The organism is Sphingorhabdus lutea (assembly GCF_001889025.1).
GTDB classification, from domain to species: Bacteria; Pseudomonadota; Alphaproteobacteria; order Sphingomonadales; family Sphingomonadaceae; genus Sphingorhabdus_B; species Sphingorhabdus_B lutea.
In genome coordinates this window covers 2,054,445-2,069,649 of the sequence record NZ_CP018154.1, presented here as the reverse complement: position 1 = coordinate 2,069,649, position 15,205 = coordinate 2,054,445, and the positions used below count along the sequence as shown (strand labels likewise).

At 46.9% G+C, this 15,205-nt stretch carries 14 protein-coding genes; 7 read left to right on the top strand and 7 right to left on the bottom strand.

The window, feature by feature from the left end:
- Window positions 1-100 precede the first annotated feature (100 nt).
- The 3 genes from LPB140_RS09855 (at window position 101) to LPB140_RS09845 (ending at window position 2,777) form a co-directional block, all read left to right on the top strand.
- Window positions 101-985, top strand: a complete 885-nt coding sequence (locus LPB140_RS09855) for a DMT family transporter (protein ID WP_072559685.1) — start codon at window positions 101-103, stop codon at window positions 983-985.
- A 112-nt stretch (window positions 986-1,097) separates the two neighbouring features.
- Window positions 1,098-2,138, top strand: coding sequence for a phosphatase PAP2 family protein (locus LPB140_RS09850; protein WP_072559684.1), 1,041 nt, complete (start codon window positions 1,098-1,100; stop codon window positions 2,136-2,138).
- A gap of 123 nt (window positions 2,139-2,261) precedes the next feature.
- Complete coding sequence (locus LPB140_RS09845) at window positions 2,262-2,777, top strand: DUF6265 family protein (protein WP_083550292.1); 516 nt, start codon at window positions 2,262-2,264, stop codon at window positions 2,775-2,777.
- Window positions 2,778-2,836: 59 nt separating this feature from the next.
- Here LPB140_RS09845 and LPB140_RS09840 read toward each other — a convergent pair whose 3' ends face one another.
- Genes LPB140_RS09840 through LPB140_RS09820 form a run of 5 tightly spaced genes read right to left on the bottom strand, consistent with a single transcriptional unit; the run spans window position 2,837 to window position 7,691 of the window.
- Window positions 2,837-3,091, bottom strand: a complete 255-nt coding sequence (locus LPB140_RS09840; protein WP_072559683.1) for an ATP synthase F1 subunit epsilon — start codon at window positions 3,089-3,091, stop codon at window positions 2,837-2,839.
- Window positions 3,092-3,138: 47 nt separating this feature from the next.
- Window positions 3,139-4,662, bottom strand: coding sequence for a F0F1 ATP synthase subunit beta (atpD, locus tag LPB140_RS09835; RefSeq protein WP_232223393.1), 1,524 nt, complete (start codon window positions 4,660-4,662; stop codon window positions 3,139-3,141).
- Window positions 4,663-4,685: 23 nt separating this feature from the next.
- Window positions 4,686-5,567, bottom strand: coding sequence for a F0F1 ATP synthase subunit gamma (locus tag LPB140_RS09830; protein WP_072559682.1), 882 nt, complete (start codon window positions 5,565-5,567; stop codon window positions 4,686-4,688).
- A 32-nt stretch (window positions 5,568-5,599) separates the two neighbouring features.
- A complete protein-coding gene (gene atpA, locus LPB140_RS09825) occupies window positions 5,600-7,129 on the bottom strand; it encodes a F0F1 ATP synthase subunit alpha (protein ID WP_072559681.1) in 1,530 nt (509 codons plus the stop codon).
- Between the two features lie 7 nt (window positions 7,130-7,136).
- Window positions 7,137-7,691 (bottom strand): F0F1 ATP synthase subunit delta, encoded by a 555-nt coding sequence (locus LPB140_RS09820; protein WP_072559680.1) that lies wholly within the window; start codon window positions 7,689-7,691, stop codon window positions 7,137-7,139.
- Window positions 7,692-7,906: 215 nt separating this feature from the next.
- Between LPB140_RS09820 and LPB140_RS09815 the strand changes: the two genes are divergently transcribed.
- Window positions 7,907-8,950, top strand: coding sequence for a bifunctional transcriptional activator/DNA repair enzyme AdaA (locus LPB140_RS09815; protein ID WP_072559679.1), 1,044 nt, complete (start codon window positions 7,907-7,909; stop codon window positions 8,948-8,950).
- 81 nt (window positions 8,951-9,031) lie between these two features.
- Here the strand turns inward: LPB140_RS09815 and LPB140_RS09810 are convergent, their stop codons facing one another.
- Window positions 9,032-10,594: a S1C family serine protease gene (locus tag LPB140_RS09810; protein WP_072559678.1), complete on the bottom strand. Its 1,563-nt coding sequence runs from the start codon at window positions 10,592-10,594 to the stop codon at window positions 9,032-9,034.
- 73 nt (window positions 10,595-10,667) lie between these two features.
- A complete protein-coding gene (locus tag LPB140_RS09805; protein WP_072559677.1) occupies window positions 10,668-12,833 on the bottom strand; it encodes a primosomal protein N' in 2,166 nt (721 codons plus the stop codon).
- A gap of 108 nt (window positions 12,834-12,941) precedes the next feature.
- On the opposite strand from LPB140_RS09805, the gene LPB140_RS09800 reads away from it, so the two are divergent.
- The 3 genes from LPB140_RS09800 (at window position 12,942) to folE (ending at window position 15,140) form a co-directional block, all read left to right on the top strand.
- Window positions 12,942-13,664, top strand: coding sequence for a DUF4197 domain-containing protein (locus LPB140_RS09800; RefSeq protein WP_072559676.1), 723 nt, complete (start codon window positions 12,942-12,944; stop codon window positions 13,662-13,664).
- Between the two features lie 93 nt (window positions 13,665-13,757).
- Window positions 13,758-14,411 (top strand): fructose-6-phosphate aldolase, encoded by a 654-nt coding sequence (fsa, locus tag LPB140_RS09795; RefSeq protein ID WP_072559675.1) that lies wholly within the window; start codon window positions 13,758-13,760, stop codon window positions 14,409-14,411.
- A gap of 84 nt (window positions 14,412-14,495) precedes the next feature.
- Window positions 14,496-15,140: a GTP cyclohydrolase I FolE gene (gene folE, locus LPB140_RS09790; RefSeq protein WP_083550289.1), complete on the top strand. Its 645-nt coding sequence runs from the start codon at window positions 14,496-14,498 to the stop codon at window positions 15,138-15,140.
- The last annotated feature ends 65 nt before the right edge of the window (window positions 15,141-15,205 follow it).

Sequence of the window (15,205 nt, the reverse complement as noted above, 5' to 3'; positions counted from 1 at the left end):
TCTTTACCATTTAATCTGCTCGGTCACAGGGCTTGCTATGCACGGCAAATAATATATTAAACCATTATAATAAAATTATAACAAATGATCGGGTGTGAACATGGTCGACGACCATAAAAAGGGCATATTATTTGGCCTGGCAGGATTTGCTGGCTTATCGGCCGGAGATGCCGTGATTAAAACCATTGCGGGGGAATGGCCGGCCACCGCCATTGCCGCATTGCGTTATGTTTTTGGTGTCTGTGGCTTGGCGGTGATCCTATATATGGTGGAGGGGAAAAAGGGTTTTTCCATTCCCAATTTACGGTTGCAATTATTTCGCGGTGCATCAATTGCGCTGGCCACTTTATGTTTTTTTTCCGCCATTTTATTAATGCCTTTGGCGGAGGCAACTGCCATTCAATTTACCAATCCGATGTTGACCGCCATTGCATCTTTTTTATTTTTAAAAGAAAAATCCAGCCCACGAAGCTGGGCAGCGACCGGCATCGCCTTTATTGGTGTGATAATCATCCTGCGTCCCAATATTTCCGAAATGGGGATGGCTGCCTTTTTACCTTTGTTGGCAGCAATGGGCATGTCGGCGATGATGATTGGCAACCGAAAGGCGGCCGGGCTTGGCTCTGCATTACAAATGCAATTCATAGTCGCCGCATTTGCTGCCCCAATTTTGGTTTTGGCCGCCATTTTGGGTCATTTTTCTGGATGGGCGCCATTGCATGTCGGGCCGGTCAGCATGTCCATTGTTGCAAAATGCGCCATTGTTGCCATTTCGGCAAGCTCTGCCCATTGGTTAATTTATAAGGGAACAACACGGGCATCGGCGGCGACAATTGCGCCCACAGTTTATGTGCAAATGTTGGTTGCAATTATTTTGGGGGTCATTTTATTCCAAGATTATCCTGATTTTATATCGCTTTTGGGGTCGGCGATAATCATTTGCGCTGGTATCTGGCTATGGGCCGCAACAAGAGTAAAAACATAAAGCAATAAGCGCTATTGAGCCGCTATCTATTATTGCAACAGGTCATAAATCTGCTATGAAATTGCAAAAATCATGACATATTTGCCATGAGTAAAAAGTCGCAGGATATTTAATGGATCAGTTTGCAGGGGCTGCGGCTTCACATCAGGATGATATAGTGAATGTTGACGATGGCGTGCCTGCCACCCAAAAAACGCGCTCTAATTTAAAAAATATTTTATTATATCAGGCACCTTTGCCGGAATTGGCGCTTGCTGCTATTTTCTTAATTTTGGCGTTGCTCATGGGGGCTGTATTTCGTCTGCCCTTTGTCGTGCCCAATGGCGATGCATTGGATTTTGTGGGGATGAACCCTGCGGTGCCGTTTATCATCATTACTTTATGGGGGCTTGCCACCATGATGTCGAAACGCAAAATGCGTGTCATTTATTATGCGGTGGCAACTTTTGCATATTGCATCATTTTGCTGGCTCATTTTAATGTTAAATTATGGATGAACATGGTGAACCCGCAATTATGGGATGATTTTTATTGGAAAATTGACCAATCCCTTCGGCCCGTCATCGATGGCGCGTTTCAGGTTCATCATGTAACGGGTAAAATTATTCCATTTGAAAATAATTTGTATCTGGTTGCTTTTCTTTCAATGTTTGTGGTCAGCATCATTGTGCATTCGCTGCGTTGTTTTACGGTATTTCGCAAGGTGATTTTTACCGCCATGTTGGTCCATGTACTTGGGGGATTAAGCTATCTTATCATGCCGGCGGTAGGGCCATTTATTTATGAAGCGGGCGTCAATCCATTGGAAACAATTCGTCAAGCGCATATGTATGGCGGTTATCAGGCTTTGATGGAGGGCGGGCGTCCATGGTTGGCGGCACAGGGCGGTGAATATATGTTTGCGGCAATTGCAGCCATGCCATCGCTGCATGTCGCATCATCGGCGGTATTTGTATATTATGCGCTGCGCCATGAACGGTGGCTTGGCATTGCATATTTGCCTTTATTCTTTTTCATTGTGGCTGAATCAATGGCCAGCCGCTGGCATTATGCGGTAGATGCATTGGGCGGTATTTTGGTCACTTCATTGGCCATTTGGATATGCTCCATCGTGTTTCGTCCGATTGAGGCCCAAAAGAAACAGCGCCTATAAACGTAATATAGGGTGATATTGGCGTATCGACCAATATATGCAAAATTGCCTTTTAACGCGTTTTAAAAGGAGGCAATCATGCAAAGGCCATATTTCATCTCATCGCACAATAAACACACATATATGGCGTTTATATTGGGATTGGCAATTGTTGTAACTCCGATATTGCCGGCATCCCTGCACGCACAAATGGTTGAGACAGCCTCCTGCAAAGATGGAGGGCAAGGCGATGAAACCAATATCTTGCCCCATTGGTTAAGCGGCGCGTGGGAATCAACTAATAAAGGGCCACATGGTGATTTATGGGGTGATGAATATTGGACCAGCCCGCGAGGCGGCATCATGATGGGGGCGGCCCGTATGGGGCAGGGGGAAGCTCTTATCCTATGGGAGAATTTGCGTATCGCCTATGATGAAAATGGCAAAGTCGCCTTATGGACAATGCCACGCGGGGCGGCGGCAACTAAATTTGATATGGCGATGATGAATGATTATGAAATATTGTTTGAAAATATGGCACATGATTATCCACAGCGGATTAAATATTGGCGCGATGGTGACATGTTGCGGGCTGAAATCTCGTTAATTGATGGCAGCCGGCCCTATCAATTCGCCTATAAAAAAACGACCCCCAAATAGCATGCGCCAAATGGGGGTCGGAATATGATGATATGGCAAATGCCATAAAATTATAAAATTTAGCTAATTTGCTCCGCCAAAACAGTCAGGCCTTTTTCATTCACTTCTGCAAAGCCGCCATTAAGTGAGAGTTTTTCAGGCTCAGCATTTTCGGTGGCATAAATAATCATTTCGCCATCGCGCATAGTGGACATGAACGGTGCATGGCCCTCTAATACGGCAAAATCACCATCTGCGCCAGGCACAACGACCATATGGACTTCTGCTGAACGAAGAAGCTTTTCAGGTGTTACAAGTTCAAATTTTAAAGCCATTTTGGTATTCCTTAATTTCCTCTCCCAATAAAGGAGAGGGAAATATATTAAGCGGCTTCAGCTGCCAATTTTTTGCCTTTTTCAACTGCTTCGTCAATGCCGCCAACCATGTAGAAAGCAGATTCAGGAAGATGATCATATTCGCCATCCACAACTGCTTTAAATGATTTTACGGTATCTTCCAAAGCAACAAATTTACCTGAAATACCGGTAAATACTTCGGCAACATGGAAAGGTTGCGACAAGAATTTTTGAATTTTACGTGCGCGGGCAACGGTCAATTTATCTTCTTCAGATAATTCGTCCATACCCAAAATCGCAATAATATCTTGCAAAGATTTATATTTTTGCAGGGTTTCTTGAACACGGCGTGCAGTTGAATAATGCTCTTCACCCACAACTGCAGCGGTCAAAACGCGGCTGGTTGAATCAAGCGGATCAACCGCAGGATAAATGCCAAGCTCTGAAATGGCGCGGTTCAATGTTGTTGTCGCATCCAAGTGAGCAAATGATGCCGCAGGCGCAGGGTCGGTCAAGTCATCTGCGGGAACATAAATCGCCTGAACAGAGGTAATTGAACCTTTGTTGGTTGAAGTAATACGTTCTTGCAATTGGCCCATGTCGGTTGACAATGTTGGCTGATAACCCACAGCTGATGGAATACGGCCAAGAAGCGCAGACACCTCTGAACCGGCCTGTGTAAAGCGGAAGATATTATCAACGAAGAACAGAACATCTTGGCCTTCTTGGTCACGGAAATATTCCGCCTGGGTCAAACCTGACAAGGCAACACGCGCACGCGCACCAGGAGGTTCATTCATTTGACCAAATACCAAGGCCACTTTTGAACCTTCGGGGGTTGGGTTGCCATCGGCATCCTTTGCAATAACGCCCGCGTCCAAAAATTCATGATAAAGGTCATTTCCTTCACGGGTACGTTCACCCACGCCGGCAAATACGGAAACGCCGCCATGGCCCTTCGCAATATTGTTAATCAATTCTTGAATAAGAACGGTTTTGCCCACGCCGGCGCCGCCGAACAAACCAATTTTACCGCCCTTTGCATAGGGGGCAAGAAGGTCGATAACCTTAATACCGGTAACCAAAATTTCGCTTTCGGTTGATTGGTCGGTGAATAAAGGTGCCTCGGCATGAATTGGTGCGGTCATGGTTGAACCAATGGGGCCGCGTTCGTCAATTGGATCGCCAATAACGTTCATAATACGGCCAAGTGTTTTTGGGCCAACGGGCACAGAAATCTGCGCGCCTGATGCGGTAACTGCTTGACCACGGGTCAAACCCTCGGTGGCGTCCATGGCGATGGTACGAACGGTGTTTTCACCCAAATGCTGGGCAACTTCCAAAACAAGGCGGTTGCCATTATTGTCGGTTTCCAGCGCTTCTAAAATTGCGGGCAGGGTGCCGGTGAACTGAACGTCCACCACAGCGCCGATGACCTGAACGATGCTGCCAGCAGCAGTCGCCGCAGCTTTTTTTGCGGGGGCAGCTTTTTTAGGAGCTGCTTTCTTCGCAGGTGCCTTCTCGGCGGTTTTCTTAGGGGCGGTTGCCATATCAGTCTTCCTTGCCTTTTAACTTACAGCGCTTCTGCGCCAGAGATAATTTCAACGAGTTCGGTGGTAATTGCGGCCTGACGGCTGCGGTTATATTGTACGGTCAATTTGTTAATCAACTCACCAGCATTGCGGGTCGCATTGTCCATTGCGGTCATCGACGCGCCTTGTTCCGACGCCATATTTTCCAATAGGGCATTGAAAATTTGTGTAGTCAAATTGCGGGGCAATAAATCGGCCAAAATGGCTTCTTCATTGGGTTCATATTCAACCGTTGCGTCGCTGCTTATTGCGGCATCTTCCTCTGATTCCAAAGAAACGGGGATCATTTGCAATCTGGTGGGTTGTTGCACCAATGCAGAACGGAATTTTGCGAAAAATAGATGCGCGACATCAAATTCGCCTGCTTCTAATTTTTCTACAATTTCACCGGCAATAGCCTGAGCCTCTGTAAAGCCAGCTTGACGGACCGAAGTTGTGTCATAATAGCCAGCTTCTTTGGAGGCAAATTCCCGTAACAATGATCCGCGCGCCTTACGGCCTGCAAAGTAAAATTTTACTGTTTTGCCTTCATTTTCCAATTTTCGCGCAAATAAACGCGCTTCTTTGGCAATGTTGGTGTTAAATGCGCCGCACAGCCCCTTGTCAGAGGATAAAACCACCAACAAATGCACCTGATTGCCGCCGGTTCCGGTCAATAATTTTGGCGCGGTTGGTCCGGCCTGCACCTTTGATGCAAGTGAACCGACCACAGCGGCCATCCGCTCACCATAGGGGCGAGCAGCTTCGGCAGCAGCCTGCGCACGGCGCAGCTTTGCCGCTGCAACCATTTGCTTGGCCTTGGTAATCTTCTGGGTCGATTTGACCGAGGCGATCCTGCCTTTTAATTCCTTAAGTGACGCCATGTGGCTGTCCCCATTTCCTTAAAAATTACGTCTTATGCGAAATTCTTGCCAAAGGCGTCAAGTGCGGCAACCAATTTGGTTTTCGCATCGTCGCCAAGATCTTTACTGTCGCGGATTAAAGTCAACACATCTGCATGTTTGCTACGCATATGTCCTAACATTGCCTCTTCATAACGGGTTACGTCAGTGACGGCCACATTATCCAAATATCCGTTGGTACCAGCAAAAATTGATACAGTTTGTTCCTCAAATGGAAGCGGGCTAAATTGCGCTTGCTTCAACAATTGGGTCAAACGCGCACCGCGGTTCAACAATTTTTGTGTTGATGCGTCAAGGTCTGAACCAAATTGGGCAAATGCCTCCATCTCACGATATTGGGCCAATTCCAATTTAATCGAACCAGAAACCTTTTTCATTGCCTTTGTTTGTGCAGATGAACCCACGCGGCTAACCGATAGGCCCACGTTAATCGCAGGACGGATACCTTGATAGAAAAGATTGGTTTCCAAGAAAATCTGACCATCGGTAATCGAAATCACATTGGTTGGAATATAGGCGGAAACATCGCCAGCCTGTGTTTCAATAATTGGCAATGCGGTTAATGAACCACTGCCATTATCTTCGTTCATCTTCGCTGCGCGCTCAAGCAAGCGAGAGTGAAGATAGAAAACGTCACCAGGATATGCCTCACGGCCAGGAGGACGACGAAGCAAAAGAGACATTTGACGATAGGCCACAGCTTGTTTTGACAAATCGTCATAAACAATCACGGCATGTTTGCCATTGTCGCGGAAATATTCGCCCATGGTCACGCCGGTATAGGGCGCCAAATATTGCAATGGAGCGGGTTCAGAAGCGGTTGCAGCAATAACGATGCTATATTCCATCGCGCCATTTTCTTCTAATTGGCGAACAATTTGCGCAACGGTTGAACGTTTTTGGCCAACCGCAACATAAATGCAATAAAGCTTTTTGCCTTCATCATCACCAGCATTAACATTTTTTTGGTTAATGAAGGTGTCAATTGCAACAGCAGTTTTACCGGTTTGACGGTCACCAATGATAAGCTCACGTTGGCCGCGACCAACAGGAACAAGAGCGTCAATCGCCTTTAAACCAGTTTGAACAGGTTCATGTACCGATTTACGCGGGATAATGCCGGGGGCTTTTACCTCAACGCGTGAACGTTGCTTTGCGTTAATTGGGCCTTTGCCGTCAATTGGATTGCCAAGGCCGTCAACAACGCGGCCAAGAAGTTCAGGACCAATGGGAACATCCACAATGGTGCCGGTACGCTTTACGGTATCGCCTTCGCGAATTTCGCTGTCCGAACCGAAAATAACGACACCAACATTGTCGGCTTCCAAGTTCAATGCCATGCCCTGAATGCCATTGGCAAAGGTAACCATTTCACCGGCCTGAACATTGTCAAGTCCGTGAACGCGGGCAATACCATCGCCCACCGACAATACGGTTCCGATTTCGCTCACTTGAGCTTCATCACCGAAATTGGCAATTTGGTCTTTAATAATCTTAGAGATTTCTGCGGCTTTAATGTCCATGTTAAATTCAGCCTTTCATCGCAGTTGCGAGGGTGTTGAGACGTGATTTGATGCTGGTGTCAATCATTTGGCTGCCGATCTTAATGACCAAGCCGCCCAATAATGACGAGTCGATTTTGGCGTCGATGGCGACATCGCTACCAATTTTTGTTTTCAGTTCAGAAGCAATTTTCGTTAACTGACCCTTTGTTAAGGGATGAGCCGAAATCACCTCTGCGCTAATTTCTCCGCGTTGACGCGCAGCCAGTATTGAAAATGCATTGGCCATATCGGTCAAACTCGCCAAACGGCGATTTTGTGCCAAAACACCTAAGGTATTTTGGGTAAGGCGATGTAGCTTCATTTTTACTGCCAACGCCGAAACAGCCTTTTGAGCAGATTCGCGCGTAATTTTTGGGTCAGTCATTAAAATTTTAAGCGACATAGATTCGCTTACTGCTGCTTTTAATGCAGTCAGGTCTTTTTCAATGCTGGCCACCGTTTTTGAATCGCCTGCCAATTCAAACAATGCAGTAGCGTAACGCCCTGCTAAACTGGCCGAAATTCCACCGGAATGTTCCACGTTTAATTTCCTTTAACCCACGATTTTGCGGTTTTATCTTTATATGAGAAACAATCCCATATGGTCTTTATTACGCGCGGCTGCTAGCATGGGGCATGGTGCAATGCAAGATAGACAGAACATAAATTCCATTTTTTCCGCAAATAACATATTTTTTTTATTTTAAACGCAAGAATTGGGACGCATCGCTGAACAATATAAAGCATGATTAAATAATGACGGATAAAATTAAAATTGATGATGCAATGGCATGGAACGCCATGTTGAAAAGAGACCGCGCCTTTGACGGGAAATTTGTGACTGGGGTGATGAGCACGGGCATATATTGCCGACCATCCTGCGCGGCGCGGCATCCCGCGCGCAAAAATGTGACATTTTTTGTCAATGGTCAGGCGGCACAAAAATTTGGCCTTCGCGCATGTAAAAGATGCCTGCCCGATGATGTGGCAAGAGATGAGGCGGCGATAATTAAGGCATTAAAATATATTGATGCCGAAAATAATATCAGATTAGAGGATATTGCCCAAAAAGTCGGCTATGCCCCACATCATTTCCAACGTTTATTTAAAAAATTTATGGGGGTTAGCCCCGCCGCCTATGCCCGCGCTCTAAAATCTGGGCGGGCGATGGAGCATTTGCAAAATGCACAAAAGATAAGCGAAGCAATTTATGATGCAGGATATGAAAGCGCGAGCAGATTTTATGATGCAATGAAGGGGAGATTGGGCATGGCGCCAAATATTTGGAAAAATGGCGGCGAGGGAACTGAAATTTATTGGGCCAATGTTCAAACCAGTTTGGGCAATATGTTGGTCGCGGCCAGTGCAAAAGGCGTTTGCAGGCTTTCCTTTAATGAAGGGGAGGAGGAGCTGCGGGCTTATTTTCCCAAGGCCATGCTGTCCAATGGCGGCGATGCGTTTCATTCATTATTACAAAATGTGATTAAAAAGGTGGAGCAGCCCAAAATAAATATCGACATTCCTTTGGATGTAAAAGGAACTGCATTTCAAGAGGCAGTGTGGCAGGAGCTGCAAAAAATCCCCTTGGGTGAAACGCGCAGCTATGCCGAAATTGCCGCCGCCATTGGCCGTCCCAATGCGGTAAGGGCGACTGGATCGGCCAATGGGGCAAATAATGTCGCGGTGTTAATCCCGTGCCACCGCGTTGTGCGCAGCGACGGCAGCTTGGGCGGTTATGCCTATGGATTACAGATTAAACAAAAATTATTGGACAAGGAATCTGATAATTTATTGCTGTAATCTTTTACCTTAATGCCCACCAAAAAACGCCCCTTCAAAAAATATCATTGATATTTTCTGATGGATGAATTTTTAGATTGATTATTTATCGCTGCATTTGAAATTTAATAATTCATTTGGTTCGCTGGGCAACACCTCTTTTATCGCATTGTTCATTTGCGTGATTTTATCCAAAGAGGCCGCATCATTGGTGCATGATTTTACATCATATCGTTGCCGCGCGGTGCGGGCCGTGTCCATTGCCTCCATGCCAAGCAGATAGCGTTCAATTTTATAATTATTTTTTGACGCATCAAAACTGATGACCGACAGGCTGCTATCTTGATTTGGAACAAAGCTGCGGGTCCAAATGCTGCCATTTGCTGCATATTGGGTGCGGCCATTTATACATCCACCTGATTTCCAATCAAAGCTAACATCTGCGCCATTGGAAACGGTTAAACGGGATCGTTCGGGTTGCAAGATACATATTTTTACGCCCTCTTTTGGGGCTTTATCATTTTCTTTGCTGGTGTCATCGCCTTGATTATCAGCGCCAATTAACTGCTTATCCTGTTTGGCCATTTCGGCCATGCGGTTTTCAATTTCATTAAATCCTGGGCGGTTCATAAAGAAATAAATCGCCGCCAAAATTAAAATTGCGCCAATGCCAATGGCAATAATCGCATGTTCGCGTTTCCCCTTTTGGAATAAAATATATGAACCACCAAATCCGGCTAATGCGATAAGGATTAACAGGCCGGACAGGGCCATAATATTTTCACGCTCGCTTAAAATATCCAATTCGGCCTTGCGGCGCATTTGTGACTTTGCGGTGCCTGCTGCCTCCATTTTTGCCTGTTCTGCGGCAATCATTTTTGCCTGTTCGGCGGCCTCACGCTCTTTTTCTGCGGCGGTTAGCTCTGATACTGAACGGCACATGCTGTTTACAGTTGGCAGGGTAATTTTTGCCTTGCGCAGGAAATTGGTCAGCTCGCGCATTGAAATGGCAAAGAAAAACTCCGCGTCATTGCCATTTGAAACCGAACTAAAGCTGTTAATGCCGATAACACGCCCGCAATTATCCACCAATGGCCCGCCGCTATTGCCGCCGCCAATGGGGGCGGTGTGCAATATGGTTTCAAACATTTTGGCAGAGCGCCCTTGGGAATAGCTGCCCCTTGTTTTAACCGCAGCCTGTGGGCGGATTAAATCGTTAAAGTCCAGCCCCTGTGCATTATCCACTGTGCCGGGATAGCCGATGGCGAACACATCGCTGCCGTCGGTTAACGGGCCGGAATATATGGTGGCAGCGGTCAATCGCCCTTGGGAAATTTTTACCAATGCCAAATCTTTTGACGGGTCAATTGCGATGACAGTGGCGGCATAGCTTTGTTTGCCCTCAGACGGGACAACACCCATCACAATATTGGGATCATATTGCAAAGCCTCCACCACATGGGCATTGGTGATGACCAAATTGGGAGAAATGGCAACGCCCGACCCATGGCCAACATAGGATACACGCCCATTATCATTGGCAACCAACACGACACGAACGACCGATCTGCTGGCCGCGCTGATATCCTGACTTTCGGCCTGTGCCGCGCCAATATGGAAAAATAATGCCGTGTATAGGCATATTATTTGGATCAACTTGGCCATTTTTACCCCTTGAATAAATTTATCTGGTCTTATCAAAATAAAAAAGATGCTTGTCAAAAAAAGAATATTTTATTTACATGAAATTATAGGGATCAATATCAATATTTACCCGAACAGAGCGCGGCCATTCCAACGCATATATCCATGAACGAAGGATATTTTGCAGCTCAATCTGCCGATTTGCCTGTACCAATAATCTTTGCCGATATCGCCCGCGCAGCATGGAAAGCGGCGCAGGGGCAGGGCCATAAATGTGCAAATCATCTATTTTAGGGGCGGCTGCACCAATTGCGCGCGATATGCTAATCGCCTCTGCCTCATCTTCTGAAGAAATGATAATCGCGGCAAGCCGGCCAAATGGCGGCGCACCAGCCGATTTGCGCGACAAGGTTTCTTGTTCGTAAAAACCCTCTCTATCACCCGCGACAATCGCCTGTAATACTGGATTGGATGGATTATGGCTTTGTAAATAAACTTCGCCATGCTTTGCCCCGCGCCCTGCGCGTCCGGCGGCCTGTGAAATTTGTTGAAATGTGCGTTCGGCGGCGCGTAAATCACCGCCCGCCAATCCCAAATCAGCATCGATAATTCCCACAAGGGTTAAATCGGGGAAATGATATCCCTTGGTCACCAATTGTGTACCGATGATGATATCCACTTCATGCGCCTCCACCCGACGGACAAATTCGGCGGCACGGTCCTGTGAATATAATGTGTCAGATGTCGCCACAATGGTGCGTGCATCGGGAAATAAATCGCGCACCTCATCGGCGATACGTTCCACCCCAGGGCCACAGGCGACAAGGCTATCTTGCTCGTCACATTCGGGGCAGTTTTTCGGAATGGGCATGGCATGGCCGCAATGGTGACAGGCAAGCCGGTGGGTAAAGCGATGCTCGACCATCCAACTGCTGCAATTGGGGCATTCAATCCGTGTGCCACATGTGCGGCATAGGGTAAGCGGCGCATAACCCCGCCGATTTAGGAATAATAGGCTTTGTTCGCCCATATCCAATCTTTGTTCAATTTCCTTTAATAATGTCGGGGCAATCCATCTGCCGCGCTCTGGTGGTTCGCTTGTCAAATCAACCGATTTTATTGACGGCATTTTTGCAGGACCAAAGCGGGAAGGCAGAGTTAATGTTTCATATTTGCCAAGCTGCGCCATATATCTGGTTTCAATTGCATGGGTGGCGGATGCCAAAATAATCGGCACATTTTCCTTCATCGCGCGCATGATGGCGGTATCACGTGCCTGATATCTTACCCCATCTTCTTGCTTAAAACTGGCCTCATGCGCCTCATCCACTATTATTAAGCCCAAATTGGTAAATGGCATGAATAAAGCGGACCGTGCACCGACCAATGCCATGGCACTGCCATTTGCAATTGCATGCCAAGTGCGGCGGCGCTGGGTTGATTTCATGCCCGAATGCCAACTTGCCGGACGCACGCCAAATCGTGCCTCAAAACGGTCTAAAAAAGGCTCAGTCAAGGCGATTTCAGGCAGCAATATTAACACCTGTTTGCCCTGTAAAAATGCCTCGGCCACTGCCTCAAAATATGTTTCGGTTTTGCCCGATCCCGTTACCCCGTCAAGCATTTGACAGGCAAATTTCTGTGCCTTTACTTGTTCCACCATTTTATAGGCGGCCTCCGCCTGATATTCATTCAGCTTTGGCTGCGCAAATTGCGGATTTGGCAGATCAAATGGCCGATCAATCGATACTTGCTCTGCATCAAAACATCCTGATTTTATCAGCCCGCGAATCACCGCCTCACTTACCCCGCCAATCCTGCCAAGCTCTGAAATTGTGCCCTCTGCATCGGCAATGGCGTCCAAGGCGGCAGCTCTTTTGGGTGTCATCCGATCCGGCAATACGCCATTTGCGCGATATTCGGTAATGGTGCGCGCATTGTCCAAAGCATAGGATGATGGCATCACCATGCGCAATATAGAGGGCAGGGGCGCGACATAATAATCCGAAACCCAATCGGCCAATCGGCGCAGCGGCGCAGAAATGGGGGGCACATCGGCAATGGCAATAATTTTGCGTAATTTATGATCGGGAACGGGGTTAACCTCCACCATTTCCCTGTCCCAGACAATGCCATCAATTTGACGTGGGCCAAGGGGCACGCGGACCAAAGAACCCATAGCAATCTGTTGTTCATCATCTATACGGTAATCCAATGGACCAAGCGCTGCATTGCGGGTGATGACGGTGATGCGATTCATAAATCATGCTATAGGCTAGGCTATGTAAAAATGACAATCGCCTCTATTGATTGATTATGATGGGTATTTGGCATAACCATATGAAAATAAATATTTTGGGAAATTTTTATGGCAGGAATTATTGATTTAACCAAGCAAAATGGCGCATCGCATATTGTCAACCGCCGGGCTTTATTAACCTCTGCACTGGGCGGGGCAATGCTGTTAACCCTGCCATCCTGCGCGGGAATTGGTGGTTTTAGCCTTAGCGAAGCGATAAGAAGGCTGCTGACCTTATCGGCCCAAAATAGCTTTGCCATATTGTTACAACCAGGTGGTTTTTACGATAATGAAGTAAGCCGGATTAGCTTGCCCACCAAATGGGGCGGTTCAGGCGTGGGGGCGATTGTCGCGACCATTTTGAAAAGCCAAAGCGTGCGGACACGGGTGGAGCGATCGTTAAATGACATGGCAGAGCGCGGCGCAGCCCGCGCCGCCCCGATTATCAGTGATGCCATTAACAATATGACAATTGCCGATGCGGCGGCGTTGGTGCGCGGGGGCGGCGATGTGGCGACACAAATGCTGCGCGGGCAAATGGGAAATAGCGTTATTGATGTCATGCTGCCCGAGGTGACTCAGGCAGTGGAGATATTACAGGATGATGCGATTAAAAATTTGCTGAAAAATATTAGCGGTTTTGACGTTGCGGCTTTGGCGCGTGACATATCGGTAAAGGCGGATGCATCGATTTGGAGCGCGATTGGGGCGCAGGAACGAGCGATTCGGGCCAATCCAGAAAAAACCAATGACGCATTATTAATTGCTATTTTTGGTCTGCAGGGAAAATAGCTTCCCCCTAAATTAAAAAATAAAGCTATAACACGCAACGAATCGCGGCGCATGTGGCGGCGTGCCATTTTTCAATAGGGGTAGATAAAGACCATGAAATTTTTTGTTGATACTGCAGACACAAATGACATTGCCGAATTGGCATCCACTGGATTGTTGGACGGTGTAACAACAAACCCTTCTTTAATTGCGAAATCTGGCCGTGATTTTATGGAAGTGACCAAGGAAATTTGCGGGTTAACCGATGGTCCTGTGTCGGCGGAGGTGGTCGCCCTTGACCATGCAACAATGATGAAAGAAGCCGAAATTCTTCGCAAAATTGCCGATAATGTATGCATTAAAGTGCCGCTTACCATTGATGGGCTTAAAACATGTAAAGCGCTGACCAGCGAAGGCACAATGGTCAATGTGACGCTTTGCTTTTCCGCCAATCAGGCATTATTGGCGGCAAAGGCAGGTGCGACTTTCATCTCTCCTTTTGTGGGGCGTCATGATGATAATGGTTTTGATGGCATGCAGTTAATTGACGATATCCGTTTAATTTATGATAATTATGCCTTTGAAACCGAAATTTTGGTGGCATCGGTGCGCCATCCTATTCATCTGCTTGAATCAGCAAAAATTGGCGCGGATGTTGCCACCATGCCGCCAGCAGTGATTAAATCCTTGTTCAAACATATTTTAACCGACAAGGGTATTGAAGGATTTTTGGCCGATTGGGCAAAAACTGGTCAAAGCATCGGTTAATAATTATATAAGTGATATTGCATGTCCCAAGGGACAGGTGGAATATGACCTCAAAATTGATATTTACCACATCCCACATAATATATGTGGGATGGTGGACATGGAACAGAAAAGGAATTTCCCATCGCATATTGTCATGATGATGAATTGGATGAAAATGGCAAATTGGTTGTACCCAAAGAGGTGCAGGATGCCATTCGCACGTTAATCAGTTGGTCCGGTGATGATCCAAAACGTGAAGGATTGTTGGACACGCCCGCGCGTGTTGGCCGCGCATGGCGTGAATATTGCCAAGGATATGATGATGATCCGGCTATTCATCTATCGCGCACTTTTGAAGAAGTGGGCGGTTATCATGAACTTGTCCTGTTAAAAGACATCCCCTTTCATTCGCATTGCGAACATCATATGGCGCCCATTATTGGCAAGGCGTCCATTGCCTATATGCCCACCGACCGTGTTGTGGGAATTTCGAAACTTGCCCGCGTGTTGCATGGCTATGCCCGCCGGCTTCAGGTGCAGGAACGTTTGACCGCGGAAGTGGCCAATTGTATTTATAATAATCTACAGCCAGAGGGCGTCGCCGTGGTGATAGAGGCGCAGCATGGATGCATGACAGGGCGCGGTGTTCGCACCCCGGGTGTTGGCATGGTGACATCCAAATTATTGGGATGTTTTTTGGATGACCAACGCAGCCGCAAAGAAGTGATGAGTTTAATGGGCTATTAAGCCCATTTTTCTTCTAAAATAATCTCTTTTTCATATTTCCACAGAATTTATATCTATTTTGCTTG